Genomic DNA, 21,509 nt, shown 5'->3' with positions numbered 1-21,509 from the left:
GCTATTTCACAGATTTAGCAGCTTGTTTCTGACCAAGTACTCGCGCCAATGCCGATCCTTTGGATCGCGGCGCGATCCCCATTGTGATGTCGAAGAATTCCCAATACAGAACTTCGACATCTGAGATCATGGCCTTCAGGTCGGCCACGCTTATGCGTTCTGTGATCCAGTCACCCTTCGCCTTCCAGCTTTTGTACACCAGCTGCGCCGGCTGCAGATCGATATTCCCGTCCTTGTCCATCGCCATCGTGAGATGATCAGCCAAGGTGCTGCGACCAGCGCCGACCTTTACCGATAGTGCATGCCCCTCTCCAGATCTCCCGCCGAGATAGTAAAACGCGCGAACGGCGCGCGACACCCAAAGTAATTAGTTCCCGAGCGCGACCTACGAACCCGTGGAGGCATCGCCTCATTGCGCGTCGACAGGCGATCGAGCTGGAGGCTCATGAGAGATCGGATGCGTGGAGTTGCAGATGTCTATTGATGCGCGGCTACCCGCACGATTGCGACGAATTTCGCACATCACCGCCCGGCGGGACGCAGCCACTATGACCTTAGAATGCGCGGTATGGAGCCGCAGCCGCTGAAGCCGCCCCAATCGCCGTGCGAACGAGCTTCCGCTTGGGCCTGTTGCCGTCGCTGATTCGCTTGATTAAAGACTTGGCGCCCTCGCGGAATTCCGCCGTGCGGTTGGAAAGAATTGCCGCCACAGCGTGGCGGCAGTTCGCCAGAAAAGGTTCTGGAGCAAATGCCTTTACGGGCGATTTCTCCAACCATAGATATCCGGCGTGCAAATGGCGCCCATGCGCGCAGATCGCACAATGGTGGAGGGATTGTTGAAGGATTTTATCTGGTTGAACGAGCCTCAAGACTGGAACGTCGAAAATGGGGTACTCACACTCACGACTGAGGCGAATACAGATTTCTGGCAAACGACCTTTTATGGCTTCAGGCGCCATTCCGGTCATGCCAGGCTGCAGCCAGTGAGTGGAGACTTTTCTGCGTCAGTTGCCGTGCGCGGCGATTATCATGAACTCTACGACCAGGCCGGGCTCATGCTGAGCATCGACGAAACCCATTGGCTTAAGACCGGCATAGAATTCACCGATGGCCTGATGCATTTTTCAGTTGTTGTCACGAACGGAACATCGGATTGGTCTGTAATCCCGCTCCCGCACGCGCAACCAGACGCCGAAGTGCATATTCGACTGACGCGGCATGACGCGGCGGTGAGGGTGCAATTCCACCTTGGCAATGGCGTGTGGCAAATGGCCCGGTTATGTCCATTTTCTGATCGCAATGCTCAGATTGGCGTCATGGCCTGTTCCCCTGAACGTGAAGGGTTCACCGCGCGCTTCGAAGCATTTACCGTGGGACCTGCGATATCGCGTGACTTGCACACCGCCTAGCGGATCGATGGCGTTTATCGCGCCTCGAGCGACACCATTGGGTGTCGGGATGGATCCAACGAGGAAGCGCATCCGGGGCATCCCAATCTGCTGAAGGTCGGGGGCTCCCGATAATTGGAGGTGCCCGCTGCAAGATCGTCTGGTCACGGAGTTAAGGCTGGTGGGCATCGACGACATGGAGGCTGGCAACGCATTTTTGCCTGGCTCACGTCGCACTACAACGCGCGGTTTGCGATTGTCCCTCCTCGGTCATGATCACCAACACCCGCCGGGCTATCGAAGCGCCAGAACCTGCACTACCTAAGCTTTTATCTGGTCAGGAATCCGGCTGGTCATTGCTTGACAGAAATTGCATCGGGGCGTTGGCCAAGCCCTGCTTTCCTCAACCTCCACCGACGGAGGTGATGTTGGAAGACGCTGAAATCGAGAGACGCGCCAGGCAATTATGGGTGAAAGAGAACCCAAATCGACCATGGCTCCCGCTGTCTCAAAGAGTTGAGCTGGGGCAGGATATGTCCGCTTGCGCGACCGAAGAAGACAGGAAGCGCTACATGGAGCGAGTGCGGAGCGGCGAGTAGGGGCAAGTCGCACATCCAGCGCACAGATCCCGCAATGGACAGTCAGACTGTTCTTGGGGCATCAGTTCACCTGCAGAGGCACTCGCCCAACCGGCCTTGAGCTGTCAGATCCAGTCGCTGGAGAGGGAACTTGGCGTGTTGTCGTTCCACCGTTCGACAAGGCGGGTGGAACTGACAAGGGCAGGGGCGTTCTATCATCAGCGGTAGTGCAGCACGTTTCCGGTCGGAAGAGATGGGGCACGAAGCCGATTAGCCCATCTATGCTGAACCTCTTGGCGTGGGGATCAGCAATAGCTTGCCGGTGGTCGCCCGGCTTTCCATGTCGGCATGAGCACGGGCGGCATCAGAAAGCGGATAGATTCCACCAACGCGCAGCTTGAGAGATCCATCGTGAATCCAACGGAACAACTGCTCGGTGCGGGCGCGAAGAAGTTCGGGCGTGCTGATGTGATCGAAGAACGTCGCATAGCCGATTTTGATGCTCTTCGGCAGGCTCATGATGTCGAGCGGCCCCGGACCGCCAAGCACCGGCCCATACCAGCAGAACGTGCCGGAGCGACGAAGCGCGGCGAGCGATCCCTGAAAGGTCTTGGGACCGGAACCGTCATAGACGACGCTTACACCTTCTCCGCCGGTGAGACGCAAAACCTCATCGGCGAAGTTTCCCTCCGTGTCGACGATAACGTGGTTCGCGCCAATCGCATTTGCAACTTCCACCTTGTCCGTGGACGAAACGCGGCCGATCACGTGTCCGCCCCTCAGCCGGATGATCTGTGTCAGGAGCAAGCCGACGCCGCCCGCCGCAGCATGCACGAGCGCGGTGTCGCCAGGCTGGACCGGGTAGAAATCAGTGGCGAAGTGGCTGGCAGTCAATCCTTGCATCATGACGGAGGCTGCTGTCTGGTCATCGATCGTGTCGGGAAGCCGCACGAGCGCGTCCGCTGAAATCAGGACGTGCGACGCATAGCTTCCTGGCGCGTAGACCCAGGTCACCCGGTCTCCGATAGCGAAACCATCGACCCCGTCTCCAAGCGCGACGATGCGTCCTGCACCTTCGACGCCGAGAATTTTCGGGTTGGGCCTGTCTGTCCATGCCATGCCCTGGCGCACACCGATATCCATGAAGTTCACGCCTGCAGCGGCGACCTCGACCACTACATGTCCCGGTGTAGCGACCGGGTCGGGGAGGTCGACATATGCCATCACGTCGGTGCCACCGATCTCATTCATAACCACGGCTTTCATGATCTTCCTTTCTTGACTGATCATTCCAGAAATGCACAAAAAATTTAATCCTCACGTCAGCGCCCGAAGCGCGATCCTGGCAAGGGTCTTGAGCTCTCCTGGTCCCGCGCCGCCGCGCGCAGCGATACGGATGCCGGCGACATTCGCGAAGAGGAAATCGGCCGCCTCGTCCGTGGAGAGCGTTGCGTCCAGATCCCCTTCGGCCTGAGCCTCGGTGATGCGTTGCTCGGCGGCTTGCTTCAATCGCCGATCAGCAGCCTGATGAATTGCCGTCAGGTCAGGTCGGCTCTGGCCGAACTCGCAGATCGAGTTCACGCCTAGACAGGCCTGGGAAGCATTTTCAGCCACTCGCTCCATCATCGCCCGGATGCCGTCCTGGGCACGCGGCGCACCGCGCAGCATGGCGATGTGAGCCTCCGTTTCCGCGGCGGCGTAGCGTTCCACAGCAAGGCAGTAAAGCTTCCACTTGTCGCCAAACGTATCATAAAGACTCTGCCGGCCAATTTTCATCGCACGGACGAGCATTTGGGTGGACGTGCCCTCGAAACCGCGTTCGCGGAACACCTCGATGGCGTCATCCAGCGCCTGCTCTCTATCGAATTCCTTTGTCCTCGCCATATATGTGACTTAGGCATTCTGGAACGATCTGTCAAGAAAAGAGCATGGCGAACGCTCTGATATCTCCTTTGGAGTTTTGACGATGACATTGCAGGGTCGGTGGTTCGCTGCGGGGTGGCGACGGCGACGATACTCTGGAGGGGCGGAAACAGCCGACGTATCCGCACTTGCGCAAAGGACTGTCGGCGTCGACTTTATTAGCGTAAGCTAACGTTAGGGGTACAGTCATGCACCGCGTCACTATAGCTGTTGCCGCGCTTGCGGCTATCTACATCTGCCCCGCGCAGGCGGAGGTAGTGATCGGGGTCTCGGCCGCGATGACCGGGCGGCTCGCCTGGATCGGTGAGCAGGGGCAGCGTGGGGCAGAGATGGCCGTAGCCGACATCAATGCGGCGGGCGGCGTCCTTGGCCAGCAGGTGCGCCTCATCAACGTCGACGATTTCTGCGATCCCGAGCAGGCCGTGGCGGCAGCCCAGAAGCTGGTGGCTGACGGAGTGGTGTTCGTGGTCGGGCATTACTGCTCCGGGGCCTCGATCCCGGCATCAAAGGTCTACGAGGGGGCGGCAGTTCTGCAGATTTCACCAGGATCGACCAATCCGCTATTGACCGAGCAGGGCCGTGACAACGTTTTTCGGGTCATAGGTCGCGACGATAAGCAGGGGATCGTGGCCGGCAATTACCTGGCCGATGTATGGGGAGAAAAGAAAATCGCGATCCTTCACGACGGCACGACCTATGGCAAGGGTCTCGCCGATGAGACCAGAAAGCAGTTGAACAAACGGGGCGTAACCGAAGCTGTCTACGACGCGTACACCCCTGCTAAGAACGACTATTCGGCGGAGATCGATGTCTTACAGGCCGCTGGGATCGCAGCTTTGTATGTCGGCGGGTATCATGCCGAGGTTGCACTGATTGTTCGTGCTGCACGCGACCGCGCCTACGCGCTTCAGGTCATCTCGGGCGACGCCCTGGCAACCGAGGAGTTTGCGCTGATCGCCGGTCCGGGAGCCGAGGGGACCCTCTTTACATTCTCCGCGGACCCGCGGCGAAACCCCGAATCTGCCCCGGTCGTGAAGCGGTTCCGTGCCGAAAACTTCGAGCCCGCAGGTTACACACTGCTGAGCTACGCTGCCGTCCAACTCTGGGCGCAGGCGGTCGGGAAGGCAGCCTCGCTCGAACTGCCGGCGGTCATCGCGACACTGCGCGGACAGGAGTTCGACACTGTCCTCGGCCCGGTCGATTTCGACGACAAGGGCGACCTCACGAACCAAAGCTGGGTGTGGTACGTCTGGCGGGGTGGAGAATATGTGCCGGTTGAATAGCAGCCCGCCGCACGCAGCCGTGCCACTTGAGGCATTTTATGCAGATCAAGCCAGCGCGATCGTTCACATTGAGTGTCGCCGCGATGCTTGAACGCCTAGGCATACGCGGCCGCCTGTTGCTGGCTTTTTTCGGCATCAGCACGTTCGCGGTGCTCGCCACTGTAGCTGCTCTTTATGCCTTCCTGCAGGTAGGCGAGGTCGTCGACCGTATAACCAGGGATCGTGTGCCGTCGGCGCTGGCGTCCCTCCAACTGTCGCGTCAAGCCGAGCGGGTCGCGGCAACTGCGCCGTCTGTACTGAATTCAACGAGCAAGGCACGACACAACGAGGTCTCGGCTGCGATCGGGGTCGAGATGGCGCGCCTCGAGGAACTGCTTGCTGCGCTCAAGGGCGGAACGCTTGGCACGGCGGTGGTGGCCGAGATCGAGGCGGCGGTGCTCGGTCTGCGGCGCAACCTCGACGCACTCGACGAGCTTGTCGCTACCCGGCTCACCGTAGTCGCACGCAAGGAGGAGTTGTTGCGCCGCCTATCGGCTACGACAATTGCAGGCCAACGCCTTCTGGCGGCTGGCATCCTGGTGATGAATTCCAAGCTTGCGCAATGGAGAACAGTCGCGGCCGACGCGTCGCTCGCCCTAGACCGACGCGCAGCGGCGACTACCGATCTGGTCGAGGCGATTACGGCTTACATCCCCCAGCAGAGGGCACACCAGGAGATATCCGCCGTCAACGACGCGCTTGTTAAATTGGCGAACGCACCGACGCCCGGCGATCTTACATTGATGCTCTTTCCGCTGCGCCGGTCGCTCGCCGTCCTCGAAACGGTTTCAACCGAGATCGACGAGAAGCTACGATCCCGCTTCCGACAGCGGGTGGGCGAGTTCAAGGCGCTGATCGATGGTGGCAACAGCATACCGAAGGCGCGACAGGACGAGTTTGCCGTCCTTGCTGAGGGCGAAAAACTTCTGGCCGAAAACAATCGGCTGTCCCGCAGTCTCACGGCTGCCGTCGATCGTCTTGTCGCCGCAGCAAACCGTGAGATCGCCTCGTCCGGTCTCGAGGCCGCTGTCGTCCAGCGCTACGGCACCGGCGTTGTCATCGGCTCGGCCTTCCTCAGCCTGTTGAGCTCGATTCTTGTCGTCTGGCTCTATGTCGACCGCAGCCTTCTCGCCCGCCTGGGAAGTGTGAGCCAGGGCATGCTCGCGATTGCCGGCGGCAATCTTTGTGCGCCATTACCTGCCGCGGGCCACGACGAAATCGGCCGCATGGCCGAGGCGCTCAGGCTGTTCCGTGACACGGCTGTAGAGGTCGAGGAAAAGAATCTGCGCGAGGTCGCTGAAGCGCGCCAGCGGCTCGTCGATGCCATCGAGAGCATCTCGGAGGGGTTCGCTCTCTATGACGTGGACGACAGGCTCGTTCTCAGCAACAGCCGCTACCGCGAACTGCTCTACAGCGATGTTGCGATCGAATTGACGCCCGGCACTACATTCGAACACATCATCCGCCGATCCGCCGAGCGCGGCTACATCAAGGATGCCGAGGGGCGGTTCGAGGAATGGGTCGCCGAGCGGCTCTCCCGACACCGCAATCCTGGCGAACCGTGGGTGCAGCGGCGAGGCGACGAGCGATGGATCATGATAGGCGAGCGCCGAATCACAGGCGGCGGTACGGTCGCAGTTTACTCGGATATCACGGAGTTGAAAAAGCGGGAAGAAAACCTCGCGGAGAAATCCGCAGCTCTCGAGGCGCTCTCGAGCAAGCTGGCGAAGTATCTGGCGCCGCAAGTATACAACTCGATATTCACCGGCCGTCAGGACGTCAGGATCGCCAGCCAGCGGAAGAAGCTGACGATATGCTTTTCGGACATCGCCGGCTTTACCGAGACCACCGACAAGATGGAGTCCGAGGATCTCACCCAACTCCTCAATCACTATCTGACGGAAATGTCGAAGATTGCTTTGGAACACGGCGCCACCATCGACAAGTATGTCGGCGACGCGATCCTGATGTTTTTCGGGGATCCGGAGACCCGCGGCATCAAGGAGGACGCGCTCGCCTGTGTTGAGATGGCTCTCGCCATGCAGAAGCGAATGAGCGAACTTGCAGAAATCTGGCGCGACATCGGCATTGAAACGCCGCTGCGATGCCGCATCGGCATCCATACCGACTACTGCACTGTCGGCAACTTCGGCAGTGAAGATCGAATGGACTACACGATAATCGGAGGCGCCGTGAATCTCGCCTCGCGCCTCGAGCAGGAGGCGCCGGCGGGGGCAGTGCTCATTTCCTATGAGACCTTTGCGCAAGTGAAGGACACGATCGCTTGTGTGGAGCTGGGGCATGTCCAGGTCAGGGGTATCGCCTATCCCGTCGCCACATATCGCGTCCTCGATCTGAAGGCCAATCTGGTCGCCGCTCGCAGCGCCGTTCGAACCGAGCTGCCCCATCTCAGACTAGAAGCGGAACCCGAGTTGATGTCTGCTGACGAGCGAGACGAAGCCGCGACTGCGCTTCGCAACGTGATCGATCGACTTTGCCACAAGCCTGGGTAGGGGGGCGGGCTCGCAACCGGATCGACGACAACTACCGCGGTCACTTCGTCGACCAGCAGTGATGTATCGTCCCCATCGGGAGCTGAACTGTCCTTTTCCGCTACAGCCTGAGCCCCGGCATCGGCGGCTCCAATGCGGGCAGGATCTGCCATGGCCCCACACGAGGCCTCGGGGATGCGCACAATCTGTACTGGAAGATTGCCGTCGCATTGAAGGGGCAGGTCGAGGAAACCCTCCTCGACGGTAACGAATCCGCGCGGCGCCCTGTGGATCGTCGAGTTCCGGCGAAGCGTATCGCAGGGTGTTCTTTTGGAGAACCTAAGCGAAGTGCATCATGCCTGTTTTGAAGGGTAGAGGCTCAGCCTCCTTCCTGCAAATTTGCCATGAACACTTCGGCGGGCGTCTGAAAACCGAGGCACTTTCGCGGCTGATTGTTGAGGTCGCGTGCCAGCCGATTGAGCGCGTGCTGCGGTATGACCGCGAGAAAGCGGCCGATGCGCTTGTTGGTGTTTTCCACGGCACCTTTCTGCCACGGTGCGCTGGGGTCGAAAAACCAACTGCGCGGTCGAATGCGCGCCGAGTCCGCTTCTTTGCACCTTCGCATTCCAGGTTCATCTTCGGTGGATAACAACTTAATGACGCCGCCAAACAAATTCGCGAGCACCACGCGTTCACCATTTACTTACGATGGAATTACGCGGAAAATTGGCGTCGTGGGAGGAAGCATTCGGCCCTCACGACTAGCGCGCCCGAACGGCTTCTGCCCCTTTCAAGGGAGGACCAGTTATGAGGCGTATTTTATTGCACGCGGCAGCATCGGTCGCGGCGCTCTCGCTTGGCGTCTCGTATGCATCCGCGCAATCAGGCAGTGTCGAGAAGGCGGTCGGCGGCTACAGGTTCGAGGACGCCGCAAAAGAGGCGCCCGGTACCAAGGACTTCCATTCGGCCGACGGCCACCTCACCTTTGGTATCGTGACACACACGGCTGGGAACGGGTTTTTCGATCCCGTCTATGTCGGCGCCACGGTGGCCGGCAACATGATCGGCGCCAAGATCCTGCTGCTTGGCTCGGAGTCGCCGGTGGACGATCCGGCCCGCGAGATCGAAATCCTTAATCAGATCGTTCAGGATCCGACGATCGACGGCATCATCATGACGACGCCGCAGGTCGGCGCCTACAACGACATCGTAAAGGCCGCCGAGGCAAAGGGCATTCCGGTCGCCACGACGAACTCGTTTGACGGGACGCTGCTCAACCGCAGCCGCATCAGTCATACCGGCCAGGACGCATCGGCGGCCGCGATCGGCGGCGAAGCACTTGCCAAATGCGTGCTCGACAGCGGCAAGACCAGCGGCTCGATCCTGCTGCCGTCCTCGACCGCGATGGGCAATATCGAAGTGAACAATCGGGTGACCTCGGCCTTTAATGCCATCGTCAAGACACTGAAGGATGCCGGAAAGCTTGAAAACTTCAAGGTGGACGCCGGGCCGGAGAATGTCGGCATCGACACGAACCCGAACGATCCCGTGAACGCGCTCGTGTCGCTCTTCGAGTCGCGTGGTGACGTCGTCGGGGCCTTCACCGCAAACAACGTCTTCACGCCGCCCCTCGTCAAGGCAGTCGCGCAAATGGGATGGACCGGCAAGTTCTGCGCCTTCGGCTTCGACCTGGGGCCGGCGCAGCAAGAGGGCATCACCGCGGGGAACCTTACAGGCTCGCTGGGACAACAGCCATTCCTGCAAGGCTTCTGGCCGGTCATGCAGCTCTACCTGCAGATCGACCGCGGCATCTCGGCCGCCAATCTCGACACGCGGGCCCAACTGGTGACGAAGGCAACTGTCGCCAATGTCGGCAAGCGCTTCGAGAACTGATTTCGCTCGAGCCGCCTGACACACGGGCGGGAGGGCTGAACAGTCCTGCCGCCGGCACAAGTGCAGAGATCGACCGGACAAACCCATGGCGCCCTTGGAGACGACATCGCTCGGCCGCGCGCCTCCGCAGCTCGCCGGTGGCTGGGAGGCCGGTCTCCTACTGTTCCTTGTTCTGCTCTATGTCGGCGGCGTGTTCGCCAATCCGACCTTCTTCGCCTCGACGGACGCGCTTCACGCCCTGCTTCGCGACACCTCCCGCGTGGGGATTATCGCCGTGGGGATGACCTTCGTCATCGTCAACAAGGACCTCGATCTGTCGGTAGGTTCCACCTACGGTCTCGTCGCGGTGGTGTTCGCCCGGCTTTTTTCACCGAGCTTTCTCGATCTCGACATCACGGCCTCAGTCATTCTTTGCCTGCTGCTGGGGACGGCGATCGGGCTGCTCAACGGCGTGCTCGTGACCATCCTGAAGGCGCCGGCATTCATAGCGACGCTGACAATCCTCTTCATCGGCCGCGGTTTCGTGCTGGCGCTGACGCACGGCCAGGCGATCTATTACTCCGGCAAGGCGGGTGAATTTCCGCTCTTCTTCCACTTGGGTGAAACCAATATCCTCGGCTTCAACAACCAGATCCTCGTCTTCGCCTCCGTCGTCGCGCTCGGAGCCTTTGTGCTTGCCAAGACCCGCTGGGGCTACGAGACACTCGCCACCGGTGGCAACGAACAGGCGGCAGTCTATGCCGGTATTCCCGCGCGCTGGGTGCGCATCCGCGCCTACTTGATCTCGTCGCTCTGCGCGACCCTTGCGGCCCTCCTGTCGACGGCACAGGATAAGGGCGTAACCCCCCTTTATGGCGTCAGCTGGGAGCTCACCGTCATCGCATCCGTGGTAATCGGCGGCGCGTCGATCCTCGGCGGTCGCGGTCGCGTGTTAGGCTCTTGCCTCGGGGCCGCGGTCGTCGTGCTGATCGACAAGGTCTTGCGCGAAGGATGGCCGATCACGCGCATTGTCGTCATCGACGGCGAGAATATTGCGGTCAACGCCAGGTTCACCCTACCCGCGGGCGCGGTGCTGGTTTTCCTCGGCCTCCTTCTCGTCACTGCCGTGCTGATAGAGCCCTACCTCATCCGCCGCCAGGTCGCGGGCCGCTTCTGGGCGTGGCTGCGCGGCCGCCCGCCGCCACCCGCCTATGAGATGGGCGGCGTGGCCCTCGAGGGCGTCCAGACCAAGGGAGCGATGGCGAGCGACCTGGCGCTGACGGCTACCGGGTTCGGCAAATTTCTCGCCCGCCGCGACGCGCTTGCCATCATCCTGACCGTCCTGTTGTGGCTGACGGGGCTCGGCCTCAGGCCCGACTACTGGTGGAACCTCTCCAATACGTTCGCGATCCTGCTCAACTACACAGAACTTGCCCTCATCGCGGTCGGGCTCACCTATGTCATCGCTGCCGGCGATATCGATCTCTCCGTCGGGGCGGTGCTTGCGCTCTCCGGCAGCACCGCGGCCTATTTTCTGAAGGTGTTGGGCGCCGACCCGATGACAGCCGTGGCGATGGGCCTTCTTGTCGGAATGGCAGCCGGTCTGGTCAACGCCACCATCACGGTCGGCTTTAAGCTGCCGGCCTTCATCGCTACGCTGGGCATGTTCTACATCGCCCGCGGCCTTGCCGCCTGGTTCGTTGCCGGCCAGCAACTGACGGGCTGGCCCGAAAGCTACAACCTGCTCGGCCGCAAGGCGAACGACGTCCTCCTGTATTTCGGCTTTTCGCTGCCGTCTGGCTTTCTTCGGACCGTCGCAGAAGTCGTCAGCGTGCAGACGATCTGGATGTTCTTTGTCGCCGTGGCGGCTGGCCTCGTGCTCGCTTACTTTCCGTTCGGACTGAAGGTCCTGTCCACCGGCGGCAACCTCCGCGCCGCGGCTTACGCGGGGATCAACACGAACCGCGTGCGCTTCCTCGCGCTCCTGTTGTCGGCGCTCTGCGCCTCGATGGCCGGGATCATCAACGTCGCCTACTTCCGCAGTTTCAACCCCGTCGCCGGCCAGTTCCGCGAACTGGACGCCATCGCCTCGGTCATAATCGGCGGCGGATCAATCTTCGGTGGCTACGGCACCATCATCGGCTCGCTTGCCGGCGCTGCGGCGATTACGCTCGTGCGGGCGCTGCTGCAATTGAACGTTCAGGGGTTCACCATGCCGCAGCACTGGATCAATGTCTTCATCGGCGTCATCCTTATCGTGGCCGTGCTCGTCGACATTTGGGTGCGCCAGGCCAATATTTTCGGACGCATGCGCTCCTATTTGGCGCGACGCGGACAAGCATCGGAGACCACTGATGCCCGCTGATACCCAAGGCACACCGATCGTGGAAATGCGGGGCATCGAAAAGGCATTCGGTGCCGTCCAGGCGCTACGCTCGGTCGACCTCGTGCTCTATCCCGGCGAGATCCTCGGTCTCGTCGGCGACAATTCCGCCGGCAAATCGACCCTAATGAAAATCCTGACCGGCGCCTACCAGCGCGATGCTGGCGAGATTTTCGTCGCCGGACAGCCGGCGCATTTCAGGAGCCCGCATGAGAGCCGCGACGTCGGTATCGAGATGATCTACCAGGATTTCGCGCTGTGCGGGAACATGGACGTCGGGCAGAACATCTTTCTAGGCCGCTGGCCGCTCACAGGCCCGTTCGTCAATCGGCGGAGGATGTATGCGGAAGCCGACAAGGTGTTGAAACGGCTCAAGGTCGACGTCAACTCCGTCTATCAGAAGGTCGAAAGCCTGTCGGGCGGCCGTCAGCAATCTGTGGCGATCGCCCGCGCCATCTCGTTCGAGCCCAAGGTCGTAATCCTCGATGAGCCGACCGCCAATCTTTCGGTGATGGCGACCGAACGCTTGCTTGAAACGATGCTGGAACTGAAGAGACAGGGTGTAGCCCAGATTATCATCTCCCATCGGCTGGTCGATATCTTTGCCGTGGGCGATCGCGTGATGGTGCTGAAGCGCGGCGAGTATGTCGGCGACCGCTATATCAAGCACACTGACGAACACGAGATTCTGGAGATCATTGTTTCCGGCACCCGCGAACGGGCACTCACGGCCGAGCAGGCAGCGCGTTGACCAGGCCCCGGGATGCCGGTGCAGCCGGCACCCACAAAATCCGTCGTCTACCCAGCCGGCATATTGGGCGATGACGGCGTCTAGTAGCCCAACCCTCAGCGGTTCTACGATTCGCATCCGTTTATATGGCAGGCCCCGCCAAATAGATGCGTCGCCAATTATGAGCTCGACGGTTCAGATCCGTTCGTCGCGAGCGGGTGGAGAGCGGGCATTAATTACCACGGTGCCTAACGGCGGCACTGCGACAATCGGACAATGGACCGGCGTCGGTGCGATTATGCCTCATGCACCAACCGCATAGTAGCCATTCCTTGCACTAGCCGGGCCGAATACCGCTCTGGGAGGTCGGAAGCTGCTCCCGGACCCCAATAATCAACCAATCAAGATGGTAGACGTCTGCCCGGCTGACTGGTCGCGCGCGACCAATTCCCACTAGGTAAGATCCCAGATGTGGCACCTCACTCGCCTCCCTAGAAATCGGCGACCTTACCCCAGGCAGATTTTCGGAAACGGTCCGGATGGTACGCGCGGGGGTCGACGATTGGCTCGTTACCAGTGACGATGTCGGCGATCAGGTGACCGGCGCCGGGACCAATGCCGAAGCCGTGCCCGCTGAAGCCGGCGGCGAGGATGAACCCCGGTACGGCGGCGATTTCCCCAATGCCCGGCACACCGTCCGGCGTACTGTCGATATAACCCGCCCATGCGGCGGTGATGCTGGTGTTCTTCAGGTCGGGCAGGAGGTCGAGCGCGCGCGAATGGGTGAGGCGAATGGTGGCCTTGTCGACTGCAGGATCAAGGATGCGCATGCGCTCCATTGGCGTCGGGGCATCGAGGCGCCAGTGAGTCAGGCTCTCGTGACCGGAGCGGAAGCCTTCAAGGCCGCCAGGTGCAAGGCTGCGCCAGCGCCGGGCGAACATCGGCAGAAACTGCGGCGCGAAACGTAATTGCTGCGGAGTCGGATCGACACGGCCGCGGCCGCTGATGGCGAGCGTGTAGCCGCCGTCCCCACGCCGCGTCACCGAAACGGCGGCCGTATGCAGCGCATCCGGAAGACCGATGGCGCCTGGCGAGACGGCAAGAATCGACGAGCGGACCGACGCCTGGGGAAAGAAGATGCCGAGCTGCCGGCAGAAGGCGGAGGCCCAGGCGCCGCCGGCAAGGATCGCCGTCTTCGTGCGGATGGTGCCATGCTCGGTCACGACACCGGAAAGACGACCGCCTTCTGTTTCTATGCCGCGGGCGGCGCAGGACTGATGCACGGTGCCGCCAAGCTTGAGGATCGCACGTGCGACCGCGGGTGCTGCACTTGCCGGATCGGCGGTGCCGTCGGTCGGCGAAAAAACGCCCCCCTTCCAAGGCTTTCCGGTGGCGCGGCCGCGTTCGGTTGCCTCGGCACTGCCGAGCAGATGCGTCGTGACGTCGAGCGTACGGGCAAAGTCGCGCCATCGGGCCCAGCCGGCCAATTCCTCTTCGCTGTTGCTGAGGTAGAACAACCCGCAGCGTCGGAAGCCGGTGTCTTCGTCGCTCTCGGCGGCGAAACGATCCCAAAGATCGAGGCTCTTCGTCGCCATCGGCAATTCGCGGGCGTCCCGGTTCTGCTGCCGGCACCAGCCCCAGTTGCGGCTGGACTGCTCCGCGCCGATCCGGCCCTTCTCGACGACAGCTACCTTCAATCCGCGACGGGCAAGATAGTAGGCCGCGAACACGCCGACGATGCCGCCGCCGATCACAACGGTATCGGCGTCTTCGGGCAACTGCGGCGTTGTGTCGATGAGTTTCAGCGGTGCTGGCATGGGGTGACCTCCGTTACGACCACAGTCTAGCGGCTATTACGCGATGGCGTTGCCGGACTGCGGCTGGCGCGCAGCAGAAGATTCCGTCTTGCGGGAGCAATGCCGCCCTTTCTGCTTTGGCTCGTTGTGCCAAACGAAATCGACACGTCTCTCCAGTGTGTTAAGGTCATAGCTGGGAACGTCGCAGCACGATCTGCTGTTCCGTTGGCCACTTAGCAAGGGGGAAGGCGCGCCATGAAACTCGACCGGATCGACATCAAGATTCTGTACGAACTCCAGAAGAATGGCCGCATCACCAATGTGGAACTCGCCGAACTGGTCAACCTGTCGCCGAGCCCCTGCCTCATGCGGGTCAAGAAGCTGCAGTCGGAGGGTTACATTGAGGGCTATTCGGCGCAGATCAACGTCGGCAAGCTCGGGCAGACCCTGACGGTATTCACCGAGATCACGCTGAAGAACCACCGGCAGATCGACTTTGCCCGGTTCCTGGCGGCGATAGACAAGGTCGACCAGGTGATGGAATGCCATCTGGTGTCCGGCGGCTACGACTATCTTCTGAAATTCATCACGGCCGGGATCGGCGAATACCAGACGATCATGGAGCGCCTCACCGACATGGACGTCGGCATCGACAAGTATTTCAGTTTCGTCGTCTTGAAGTCGCCGATCGTCAAGGTGCACATGCCACTGACCAGCCTGTTTCGGATGTAGGATCTTCGGAGCGGTTTACTTGCGATTTGGCCCGCTCCTCCGGAGCCTCACCCGACAAAGCATGATGTCGTCCCCGTCTCCTTCTGTCCGCCTTCGGGCTCAGGCGATGACAGCAGGTTGGGATGAGCCGGCGCCTCAGCGCCGGCAATAGGCTCGCACGAGCTCCGGATCCTGTTCGAGCCCATCGAGCCACGTGGGATCGAGCCTCGGCACCGACGAGAAGAGCAGTTGCGAATAGGGGTGTTGCGGTGTCTTGACCTTCGCCGGCGTGATTTCCTCTACCTTTCTGCCGCCATACATCACGACAATCTCGTCGCAGATCGCCTCCACCACGGAGAGGTCATGGCTGATGAAGATGTAGGAAAGACCGAGCTCGCGCTGCAATTCCTTGAGGAGATCGATGACGGCGGCCGCGACAACCGTGTCCAGTGCAGAGGTGATCTCGTCGCACAGGATCAGCTTCGGCTCGGCGGCAAGTGCGCGGGCGAAGTTGACGCGCTGCTTCTGGCCGCCCGAGAGCTCCCCCGGGCGGCGATGACGCAGGTTGCGCGGCAGGCGCACCATGTCGAGCAGCTCGTCGATGCGTGCGCTGCGCGCCTTGGCATTCATGCCGTGATAGAAGGTAAGCGGCCGGGCTAAGATGTCCTCGACGGATTTCGCCGGATTAAGCGCCGTATCGGCATATTGGAAGACGATCTGCATTTCGCGCAGTTCATCGCGCGAGCGCGCGCGGGCGCTGCGACCGAGTTCCTTGCCGTCGAAGACGATCTTGCCGACAGCGGCCGGCAATATGCCGGCGATGGTGCGCGCGAGTGTCGACTTGCCGCAACCGGACTCGCCGATGATACCGAGGTTGCGCCCCTTCTCCACCTTGAGACTGACATGCTCGACGGCGCGCACGAGGGGCAGGCCGTCGGCCTGGACCTGGCCGTAGCCTGCGACAAGATTTTCGATTTCGAGCAACGGGGCCGGACCATTCTCTGCCGCGCCCGCAGCGCCACGGGATTTCGGCTCGAAGGCGGCGAGCAGCTCCCGCGTGTAGGGGTGCTTCGCGCCGTCGAGGATCTCTTTGGTGGTGCCGATCTCCTTGGTCTCTCCGCCCTTCAAGACGACGATACGGTCGGCGATCTGGGCGACCACGGCGAGGTCGTGCGAGACGTAAACGCCGGCGATTCCGCCTTTCTTCATGACCGACTTGAAGGCGCGCAGCACCTCGATCTGCGTCGTCACGTCGAGCGCCGTCGTCGGCTCGTCGAAGATGACGAGCTTCGGGTCGCCGATCAGCGCCATGGCGGCCGAAAGACGCTGCAACTGGCCGCCGGAAACCTGGTGCGGATAGCGGCTGCCGATCGTTTCCGGCTCAGGCAGCGACAACGCCCTGAAAAGCTCGACGGCGCGGAGGCGCGCCTCGTCGGCCGACATGAGCCCATGAATTCGGGTGACCTCGATTACCTGGTCCATGATCGTGGCGGCCGGGTTGAATGCGGCGGCGGCTGATTGCGGAACATAGGTGACCTCGGTGCCGCGCACCCTGGCGCGCTGCTTTTCGCTCAGCGTCACCATGTCCTTTCCGGCGACGGAGACGCTGCCGCCGGAGATGCGACAGCCGGGGCGGGCATGGCCCATCAGCGTGAGCGCGATCGTCGTCTTGCCGGAGCCGCTTTCGCCGATCAACGCCACGATCTCGCCCTCGGCAATGTCGAAGCTGACGCCGTTGATGATCTCGACGCGCCGGCCGGAATCGGTGGTGGCTTCGACCTTCAGGCCGCGGATTTCTACGAGATTGACCATCATTCGCTCCGATCGCGGATCTTCTTTGGCAGGTTGTCGATCAGCAGGTTGACGCTGATGGTGAGGCTGGCGATCGCAAAGGAGGGAGCCATCACCGCCGGTGCGCCAAAGGGCAGGCCGCCGATGTTCTCGCGCACGAGAGCCCCCCAGTCGGCATAGGGCGGCTGGACGCCAAGGCCGAGGAAGGAGAGGCCGGAGAGAAGGAGAACGATGAAGACGAAGCGGATGCCGAGGTCGGCAAGTACCGGTCCGACGATGTTCGGCAGGATTTCCGAGCGGATCAGATAGAGGGTGCTTTCGCCTCGGATGCGGGCGACGGTGATGAAATCCATCGCGTTGATGTTGACGGCAAGCGCGCGGGCGAAACGGTACGCGCCGGGGATATAGATCACCGACAGCGTCAGGATCAGCACGGGAATGGAGGAGCCGACGGCAGCGACGACCACAAGGCCGAACAGCTTGCTCGGGATCGAGTTGAGGGCGTCGAGGAAGCGGCTCAGCACCGTGTCGAGCCAGCCGCCGGCGACCGCTGCGATCATGCCGAGCATCACGCCGCTGAAGCAGGCGATCGTAACTGCCGCAAGCGAGATGCCGACCGTGTAGCGGGCGCCCATCAGGATTCGCGAGAGCATGTCGCGGCCGAGATAATCGGAGCCGAGCCAGAAGTCGCGGCTCATCGGGCCGAAGTAATCGAGGTCGACAATCTCGCCGACAGGGTAGGGGATGATCAGCGGCGCGAAGATCGCGATCAACACCCAGAAAAGGATGACCGAGAGACCGACCATGCCGATGATGTTGAAGCGATAGCCGAGCCGGGTTCCGGAAATCCGGTCAGACTTAGTCTCAGAACTGGTCATTGTCATCGGAGCCTCGGATTGGAAAGGATGGCTATGATATCGGCGGCCGTGATCAGGAGCAGGTAGCCGAGGCAGAAGATCATCGCGCAACTCTGGATCAGCGGCAGGTCGCGAGTGGCGACGGCGTCGACCATCAGCTTGGCAATACCTGGATAGTTGAAGATCGTCTCGACAATGATGACGCCGCCGAGCAGGTATGAGAGCGAAAGCGCGACCGCGTTGACAATCGGGCCCAGAGCGTTCGGCAGCGCATGCCGAAACACGATGCGCGGCCGCGAGGCGCCCTTGAGCAACGCCATCTCCACATAGGGCGTGTTGAGCGTCTCGATCACCGCTGCCCGGGTCATGCGGATCATTTGCGCCGAGATGACGAAGGTAAGGGTGATCACCGGCATGGCATAGATGCGCAGGAGCTCTGTCAGCGACGTGACTTCGTTCGCGAAGGAGAGCGCCGGCAGCCATTTCAGGTAGACGGCGAAGATCAAGACCGCGGAGGTCGCTATCATGAATTCCGGCACTGAGATGACGCCGATCGTCAGCACGGTCACCGCGCGGTCGTACAGCGAGCCGCGTAGCATCGCCGCGGTGATGCCGAGCGTCAGCGCGATCGGCACCGAAAAGAGCGCGGTGACGCCCGCGAGCTGCAGCGTGTTGATGAAGCGCCCGCCAATTAGATCCGCGACCGGCATCTCATTGGCATAGGAGGTACCGAGGTCGCCCTGCAGCAAACCAGCGATCCAGCGCAGGAAACGGAAGATCGCCGGGTCGTCGAGATGCATGGCCTTGCGCAGACCTTCGACTGCCTCCGGTGTGGCGGCCTGGCCAAGCAGGATCGTCGCAGTGTCTCCCGGCAAGAGCGTCGTCGCGAAGAACACAGCCAAGGAGACGATCACCAGCGTGATCAAGGCGATGAGCAATCTGCTCAACACGAGCGATAGGACACGGTTGTTCACGCGCGTTCCCTTTCGGTATTCGAGATTTCAAACCAAAAGAATCAGGGCTGCAGCGGTGCGGCTGCAACCCCGACCGTTCGCTTCATCAGGCTTCGAGCCAGACATACTCCGCGAAGGCATAACCCATCTGGCCACCAAGCGGGTTGGATTCCAAGCCCTTTAGCTTGGCGGTGATCGCGTCGACATTGGAGATATAGGCCGGAACGATGGTGCCGGCTTCGTTTGCGACCATCACCTGCATCTCGTTGTAGATCGCTTTGCGCTTCTCCTGGTCGAGTGAGCCGCGCGCCTCGATCAGCATCTTGTCGAATTTCTCCGACTTGTACTGGCTTTCGTTCCACGGCGCTTCCGAAGTATAGAGCAGCGAGAACAGGATGTCCGGTGTCGGACGCGGGTTGATGTTGCCGAAATGGACCGGCGCCTTGAGCCAATAATTGTCCCAATATCCGTCGGCCGGTACGCGCTGAACGTCGAGCTTCAGTCCGATCTCGGCAGCGGAAGCCTGGATGATCATTGCCATATCGATCGACGAGTTTGCCGCCTCGGATGCGATCACCGGGATCGACTGACCGAAAACGCCGGCCTTCTCGAAATGGAATTTCGCCTTTTCCGGATCGAACGCCCGCGGCTTCAGGTCACCATTATGGTAGAAATTTGCCGGCGAAACCGGCTGATCGTTGCCGACTTCTCCGAGGCCGCGGAGCGCCGACTTGACGATCTGCTCGCGGTTGACGAGATACTTCATTCCCTCGACGAAGTCCCGTTTGCTGCCGGGCTCCAAGTCCATGCGTATGTTGAGATTGGTGTAGTTGCCCGAGGTGGTTTTCGAGAGCGCGAAGGCGTCGCCTTGGGCCTCGACCAGGCGCATCGAGCGCGGATTGATTGTAGCGGCGAGATGGATGTCGCCCGAGAGCAGTGCATTGACGCGCGAGCTATCGTCGCTAATCGCGAAGTACTCGAAGGAATCGACGTTCGGGCCGGACTTCCAATAGTTCTTGTTCTTGATGCCGACCGAGCGCACGCCGGGCTCGAAAACTTCTCTCGCGAATGCGCCGGTGCCGTTGCCCTTGGAAAAATCGGTCGTGCCATCGGCGACAATCATGAAGTGGTGCATCGAGAGAATGGTAGGCAGATCGGCGTTCGGATTTGTGAGCGTGATCTCGACCGTCTGCTTGTCAACGGCCTTGAAGCCTGTCATCTGCGCGGCGATCTTCGCGACCTTCGAACCGACGGATGGATCGAGATGGCGTTTCAACGAGAAGACCACGTCGTCGGCGGTCAACGGCTTGCCGTCGTGGAAGGTGACGCCGTTCCTCAGTTTGACCGTCCAGGTCTTGGCATCCTTGGTCTCGATCGCCTCGGCGAGCTCCATCTGCGGGGTCCCGCCCTTATCGAGGAAGGTGAGACGGTTGTAGAAGGAGCAAGAGCGCACATAGTCGGTGGAGAGCGATGCCTTGGCCGGGTCGAGCGTGTCGGCGGTCGAGGACGACCAGCCGGCCGCCTTGAGCGCGCCGCCGGAGACCGGCGTTGCAGCAACCGCGTTGGAGGCGCGGCCGAGCATGAGACTACCGGCGGAGAGGGCAACGCCACCGGCGACCATCATCTGTAGCAGTTCACGGCGTGTTGCTCCGCGGCGGATGGCGTTTTCGACCATGGTGTCGTCGGATCTGGTCCAATTGGTGATCTTGTCGTTCATGTCATTCCCCTTTTCGTCTGTTGGCGGGCCGCCCGTCTTCCGTGGGCTTAGACCCAATCCGGTGAACTGGTCAGCTACGTGCGACGGCCACGGCATCGGCAAGGCCGGCCATGGAGGTGAAGTGGTAGTCGGGTTCGGTGTCCTCGGCCGGCTCTATGGTGACGCCGTAACCTTTCTGCGCGTGGCGCCGCTCGATCCAGCAGTTGGTCAGCCCAAGCTTCCGCGAAATGCCGATGTCGTGGTACTGGCTCTGGGCGACATGCAGGACGTCGTCCTTCGAATTGCCTTCCGAGCCGACGAAGTCGAAAACCTTCTGAAAGAAGGCGGGGTCAGGTTTTTCGGTACCGGTATCGTCAGCGGTGAAGGCGGCGTAGAAGGGATCGCCCAGTTCCTTGGCGAAGAAATCGAAGGCCCAGCGGCGCGCATTGGTCATAGCGACAAGCCGGTAATTCTTCGCAAGGCGCGCCAGCGCTTCGGTGCTGTCTCCGAAGGCCCTCCAGTTCCCGGCGGAATCCCTGAGACGCTCGCCATATTTCCGCTCAGTCGGAAGGCCGAGCTTCGGCGCGATTTCGAGATAGACGCGCACCAGATCGTCCGGGAAGAGGTCGGCGTCCTTGGAGTAGCGCGCCGCGCGGTAGAAGCTGAGCGCCTCCTCGCCATCGATGGCGACACTGGCCTCGGAGGCGATGCCGGCGAGGCAATCCTTGAGGCCGCCCTCGAAGTCGATCAGCGTGCCGACGACGTCGAAGGTCATGTATTTGAATTCGGGAAGGCTCTTGTGCACATCGATTCCCCAGTTTTTTCGCGTCCTAGGTCCGAACGCCGACTTCATGAAGAAGAATATTCTGTTCCCGTCGGCGGGATGTTTTCCCCGCTCTTGGTGGAAAGGCCGCATATGCTGGGATCCGGCCGCTTCCTTGATTTGAGTTTGGCAGTTGTGCGGCGCCGGAGTCTCCGAAAGGGCGCCGTGGCGCGGCACAAAATTTCGAATATGGC

Annotated in this window: 18 protein-coding genes and 1 pseudogene; 9 read left to right on the top strand and 10 right to left on the bottom strand. The window is 61.2% G+C overall.

Going from position 1 to position 21,509, the window contains the following annotated elements; genetic code table 11:
* Position 1 precedes the first annotated feature (1 nt).
* Complete coding sequence (locus tag ABIE33_RS28210) at positions 2-358, bottom strand: hypothetical protein (RefSeq protein ID WP_429131203.1); 357 nt, start codon at positions 356-358, stop codon at positions 2-4.
* A 463-nt stretch (positions 359-821) separates the two neighbouring features.
* On the opposite strand from ABIE33_RS28210, the gene ABIE33_RS28205 reads away from it, so the two are divergent.
* Both ABIE33_RS28205 and ABIE33_RS28200 read left to right on the top strand, forming a co-directional pair.
* Entirely contained in the window at positions 822-1,409 is a 588-nt protein-coding gene (locus ABIE33_RS28205; RefSeq protein ID WP_429131201.1) for a DUF1349 domain-containing protein, read from the top strand.
* 638 nt (positions 1,410-2,047) lie between these two features.
* A pseudogene (locus ABIE33_RS28200) lies at positions 2,048-2,191 on the top strand (LysR family transcriptional regulator); the annotation flags it as partial.
* 54 nt (positions 2,192-2,245) lie between these two features.
* On the opposite strand, the gene ABIE33_RS28195 reads toward ABIE33_RS28200, so the two are convergent.
* Positions 2,246-3,232 carry a quinone oxidoreductase family protein gene (locus ABIE33_RS28195; RefSeq protein WP_429131199.1) on the bottom strand — a complete coding sequence of 329 codons (987 nt, stop codon included), beginning with the start codon at positions 3,230-3,232 and terminating at the stop codon, positions 2,246-2,248.
* 51 nt (positions 3,233-3,283) lie between these two features.
* Positions 3,284-3,850, bottom strand: coding sequence for a TetR/AcrR family transcriptional regulator (locus ABIE33_RS28190; protein ID WP_429131198.1), 567 nt, complete (start codon positions 3,848-3,850; stop codon positions 3,284-3,286).
* Between the two features lie 227 nt (positions 3,851-4,077).
* Between ABIE33_RS28190 and ABIE33_RS28185 the strand changes: the two genes are divergently transcribed.
* The 3 genes from ABIE33_RS28185 to ABIE33_RS28175 all read left to right on the top strand — a co-directional run bounded on the left by ABIE33_RS28185 (position 4,078) and on the right by ABIE33_RS28175 (position 8,071).
* Positions 4,078-5,172 (top strand): branched-chain amino acid ABC transporter substrate-binding protein, encoded by a 1,095-nt coding sequence (locus ABIE33_RS28185; protein ID WP_429131196.1) that lies wholly within the window; start codon positions 4,078-4,080, stop codon positions 5,170-5,172.
* A gap of 83 nt (positions 5,173-5,255) precedes the next feature.
* On the top strand, positions 5,256-7,724 hold the full coding sequence (locus ABIE33_RS28180; protein ID WP_429131194.1) for an adenylate/guanylate cyclase domain-containing protein: 2,469 nt from the start codon (positions 5,256-5,258) through the stop codon (positions 7,722-7,724).
* 107 nt (positions 7,725-7,831) lie between these two features.
* Positions 7,832-8,071 carry an FAD-dependent monooxygenase gene (locus ABIE33_RS28175; RefSeq protein ID WP_429131298.1) on the top strand — a complete coding sequence of 80 codons (240 nt, stop codon included), beginning with the start codon at positions 7,832-7,834 and terminating at the stop codon, positions 8,069-8,071.
* 11 nt (positions 8,072-8,082) lie between these two features.
* Here ABIE33_RS28175 and ABIE33_RS28170 read toward each other — a convergent pair whose 3' ends face one another.
* The gene (locus ABIE33_RS28170; RefSeq protein WP_429131303.1) at positions 8,083-8,391 is read right to left on the bottom strand and encodes a hypothetical protein; all 309 of its coding nucleotides are present in this window, start codon (positions 8,389-8,391) and stop codon (positions 8,083-8,085) included.
* A gap of 119 nt (positions 8,392-8,510) precedes the next feature.
* Here ABIE33_RS28170 and ABIE33_RS28165 point away from each other — a divergent pair, with 119 nt between their 5' ends.
* The 3 genes from ABIE33_RS28165 to ABIE33_RS28155 all read left to right on the top strand — a co-directional run bounded on the left by ABIE33_RS28165 (position 8,511) and on the right by ABIE33_RS28155 (position 12,709).
* Positions 8,511-9,596 (top strand): substrate-binding domain-containing protein, encoded by a 1,086-nt coding sequence (locus ABIE33_RS28165; protein ID WP_429131192.1) that lies wholly within the window; start codon positions 8,511-8,513, stop codon positions 9,594-9,596.
* An 85-nt stretch (positions 9,597-9,681) separates the two neighbouring features.
* Positions 9,682-11,940: an ABC transporter permease gene (locus tag ABIE33_RS28160; protein WP_429131190.1), complete on the top strand. Its 2,259-nt coding sequence runs from the start codon at positions 9,682-9,684 to the stop codon at positions 11,938-11,940.
* Positions 11,930-12,709 (top strand): ATP-binding cassette domain-containing protein, encoded by a 780-nt coding sequence (locus ABIE33_RS28155; RefSeq protein WP_429131188.1) that lies wholly within the window; start codon positions 11,930-11,932, stop codon positions 12,707-12,709. The genes ABIE33_RS28160 and ABIE33_RS28155 overlap by 11 nt, the downstream gene beginning before the upstream one ends.
* A 470-nt stretch (positions 12,710-13,179) precedes the next feature.
* Here the strand turns inward: ABIE33_RS28155 and ABIE33_RS28150 are convergent, their stop codons facing one another.
* Positions 13,180-14,505, bottom strand: a complete 1,326-nt coding sequence (locus ABIE33_RS28150) for an NAD(P)/FAD-dependent oxidoreductase (RefSeq protein WP_429131187.1) — start codon at positions 14,503-14,505, stop codon at positions 13,180-13,182.
* A gap of 234 nt (positions 14,506-14,739) precedes the next feature.
* Here ABIE33_RS28150 and ABIE33_RS28145 point away from each other — a divergent pair, with 234 nt between their 5' ends.
* Positions 14,740-15,216, top strand: a complete 477-nt coding sequence (locus ABIE33_RS28145; RefSeq protein ID WP_429131185.1) for an Lrp/AsnC family transcriptional regulator — start codon at positions 14,740-14,742, stop codon at positions 15,214-15,216.
* Positions 15,217-15,351: 135 nt separating this feature from the next.
* Here ABIE33_RS28145 and ABIE33_RS28140 read toward each other — a convergent pair whose 3' ends face one another.
* From ABIE33_RS28140 to ABIE33_RS28120, 5 genes are all read right to left on the bottom strand, one after another.
* Positions 15,352-17,007, bottom strand: coding sequence for an ABC transporter ATP-binding protein (locus tag ABIE33_RS28140; RefSeq protein WP_429131183.1), 1,656 nt, complete (start codon positions 17,005-17,007; stop codon positions 15,352-15,354).
* On the bottom strand, positions 17,007-17,870 hold the full coding sequence (locus tag ABIE33_RS28135; protein WP_429131181.1) for an ABC transporter permease: 864 nt from the start codon (positions 17,868-17,870) through the stop codon (positions 17,007-17,009). The genes ABIE33_RS28140 and ABIE33_RS28135 overlap by 1 nt, the downstream gene beginning before the upstream one ends.
* Positions 17,867-18,817, bottom strand: coding sequence for an ABC transporter permease (locus tag ABIE33_RS28130; protein ID WP_429131179.1), 951 nt, complete (start codon positions 18,815-18,817; stop codon positions 17,867-17,869). The genes ABIE33_RS28135 and ABIE33_RS28130 overlap by 4 nt, the downstream gene beginning before the upstream one ends.
* A gap of 85 nt (positions 18,818-18,902) precedes the next feature.
* Positions 18,903-20,513, bottom strand: a complete 1,611-nt coding sequence (locus tag ABIE33_RS28125) for an ABC transporter substrate-binding protein (RefSeq protein ID WP_429131177.1) — start codon at positions 20,511-20,513, stop codon at positions 18,903-18,905.
* 70 nt (positions 20,514-20,583) lie between these two features.
* The gene (locus tag ABIE33_RS28120) at positions 20,584-21,297 is read right to left on the bottom strand and encodes an HAD-IA family hydrolase (RefSeq protein WP_429131175.1); all 714 of its coding nucleotides are present in this window, start codon (positions 21,295-21,297) and stop codon (positions 20,584-20,586) included.
* Between the last annotated feature and the right edge of the window lie 212 nt (positions 21,298-21,509).

The organism is Ensifer sp. 4252 (genome assembly GCF_050434565.1).
In the GTDB taxonomy this organism is placed as follows: Bacteria; Pseudomonadota; Alphaproteobacteria; order Rhizobiales; family Rhizobiaceae; genus Ensifer.
This window is presented reverse-complemented; position numbering and strand designations above follow the sequence as displayed.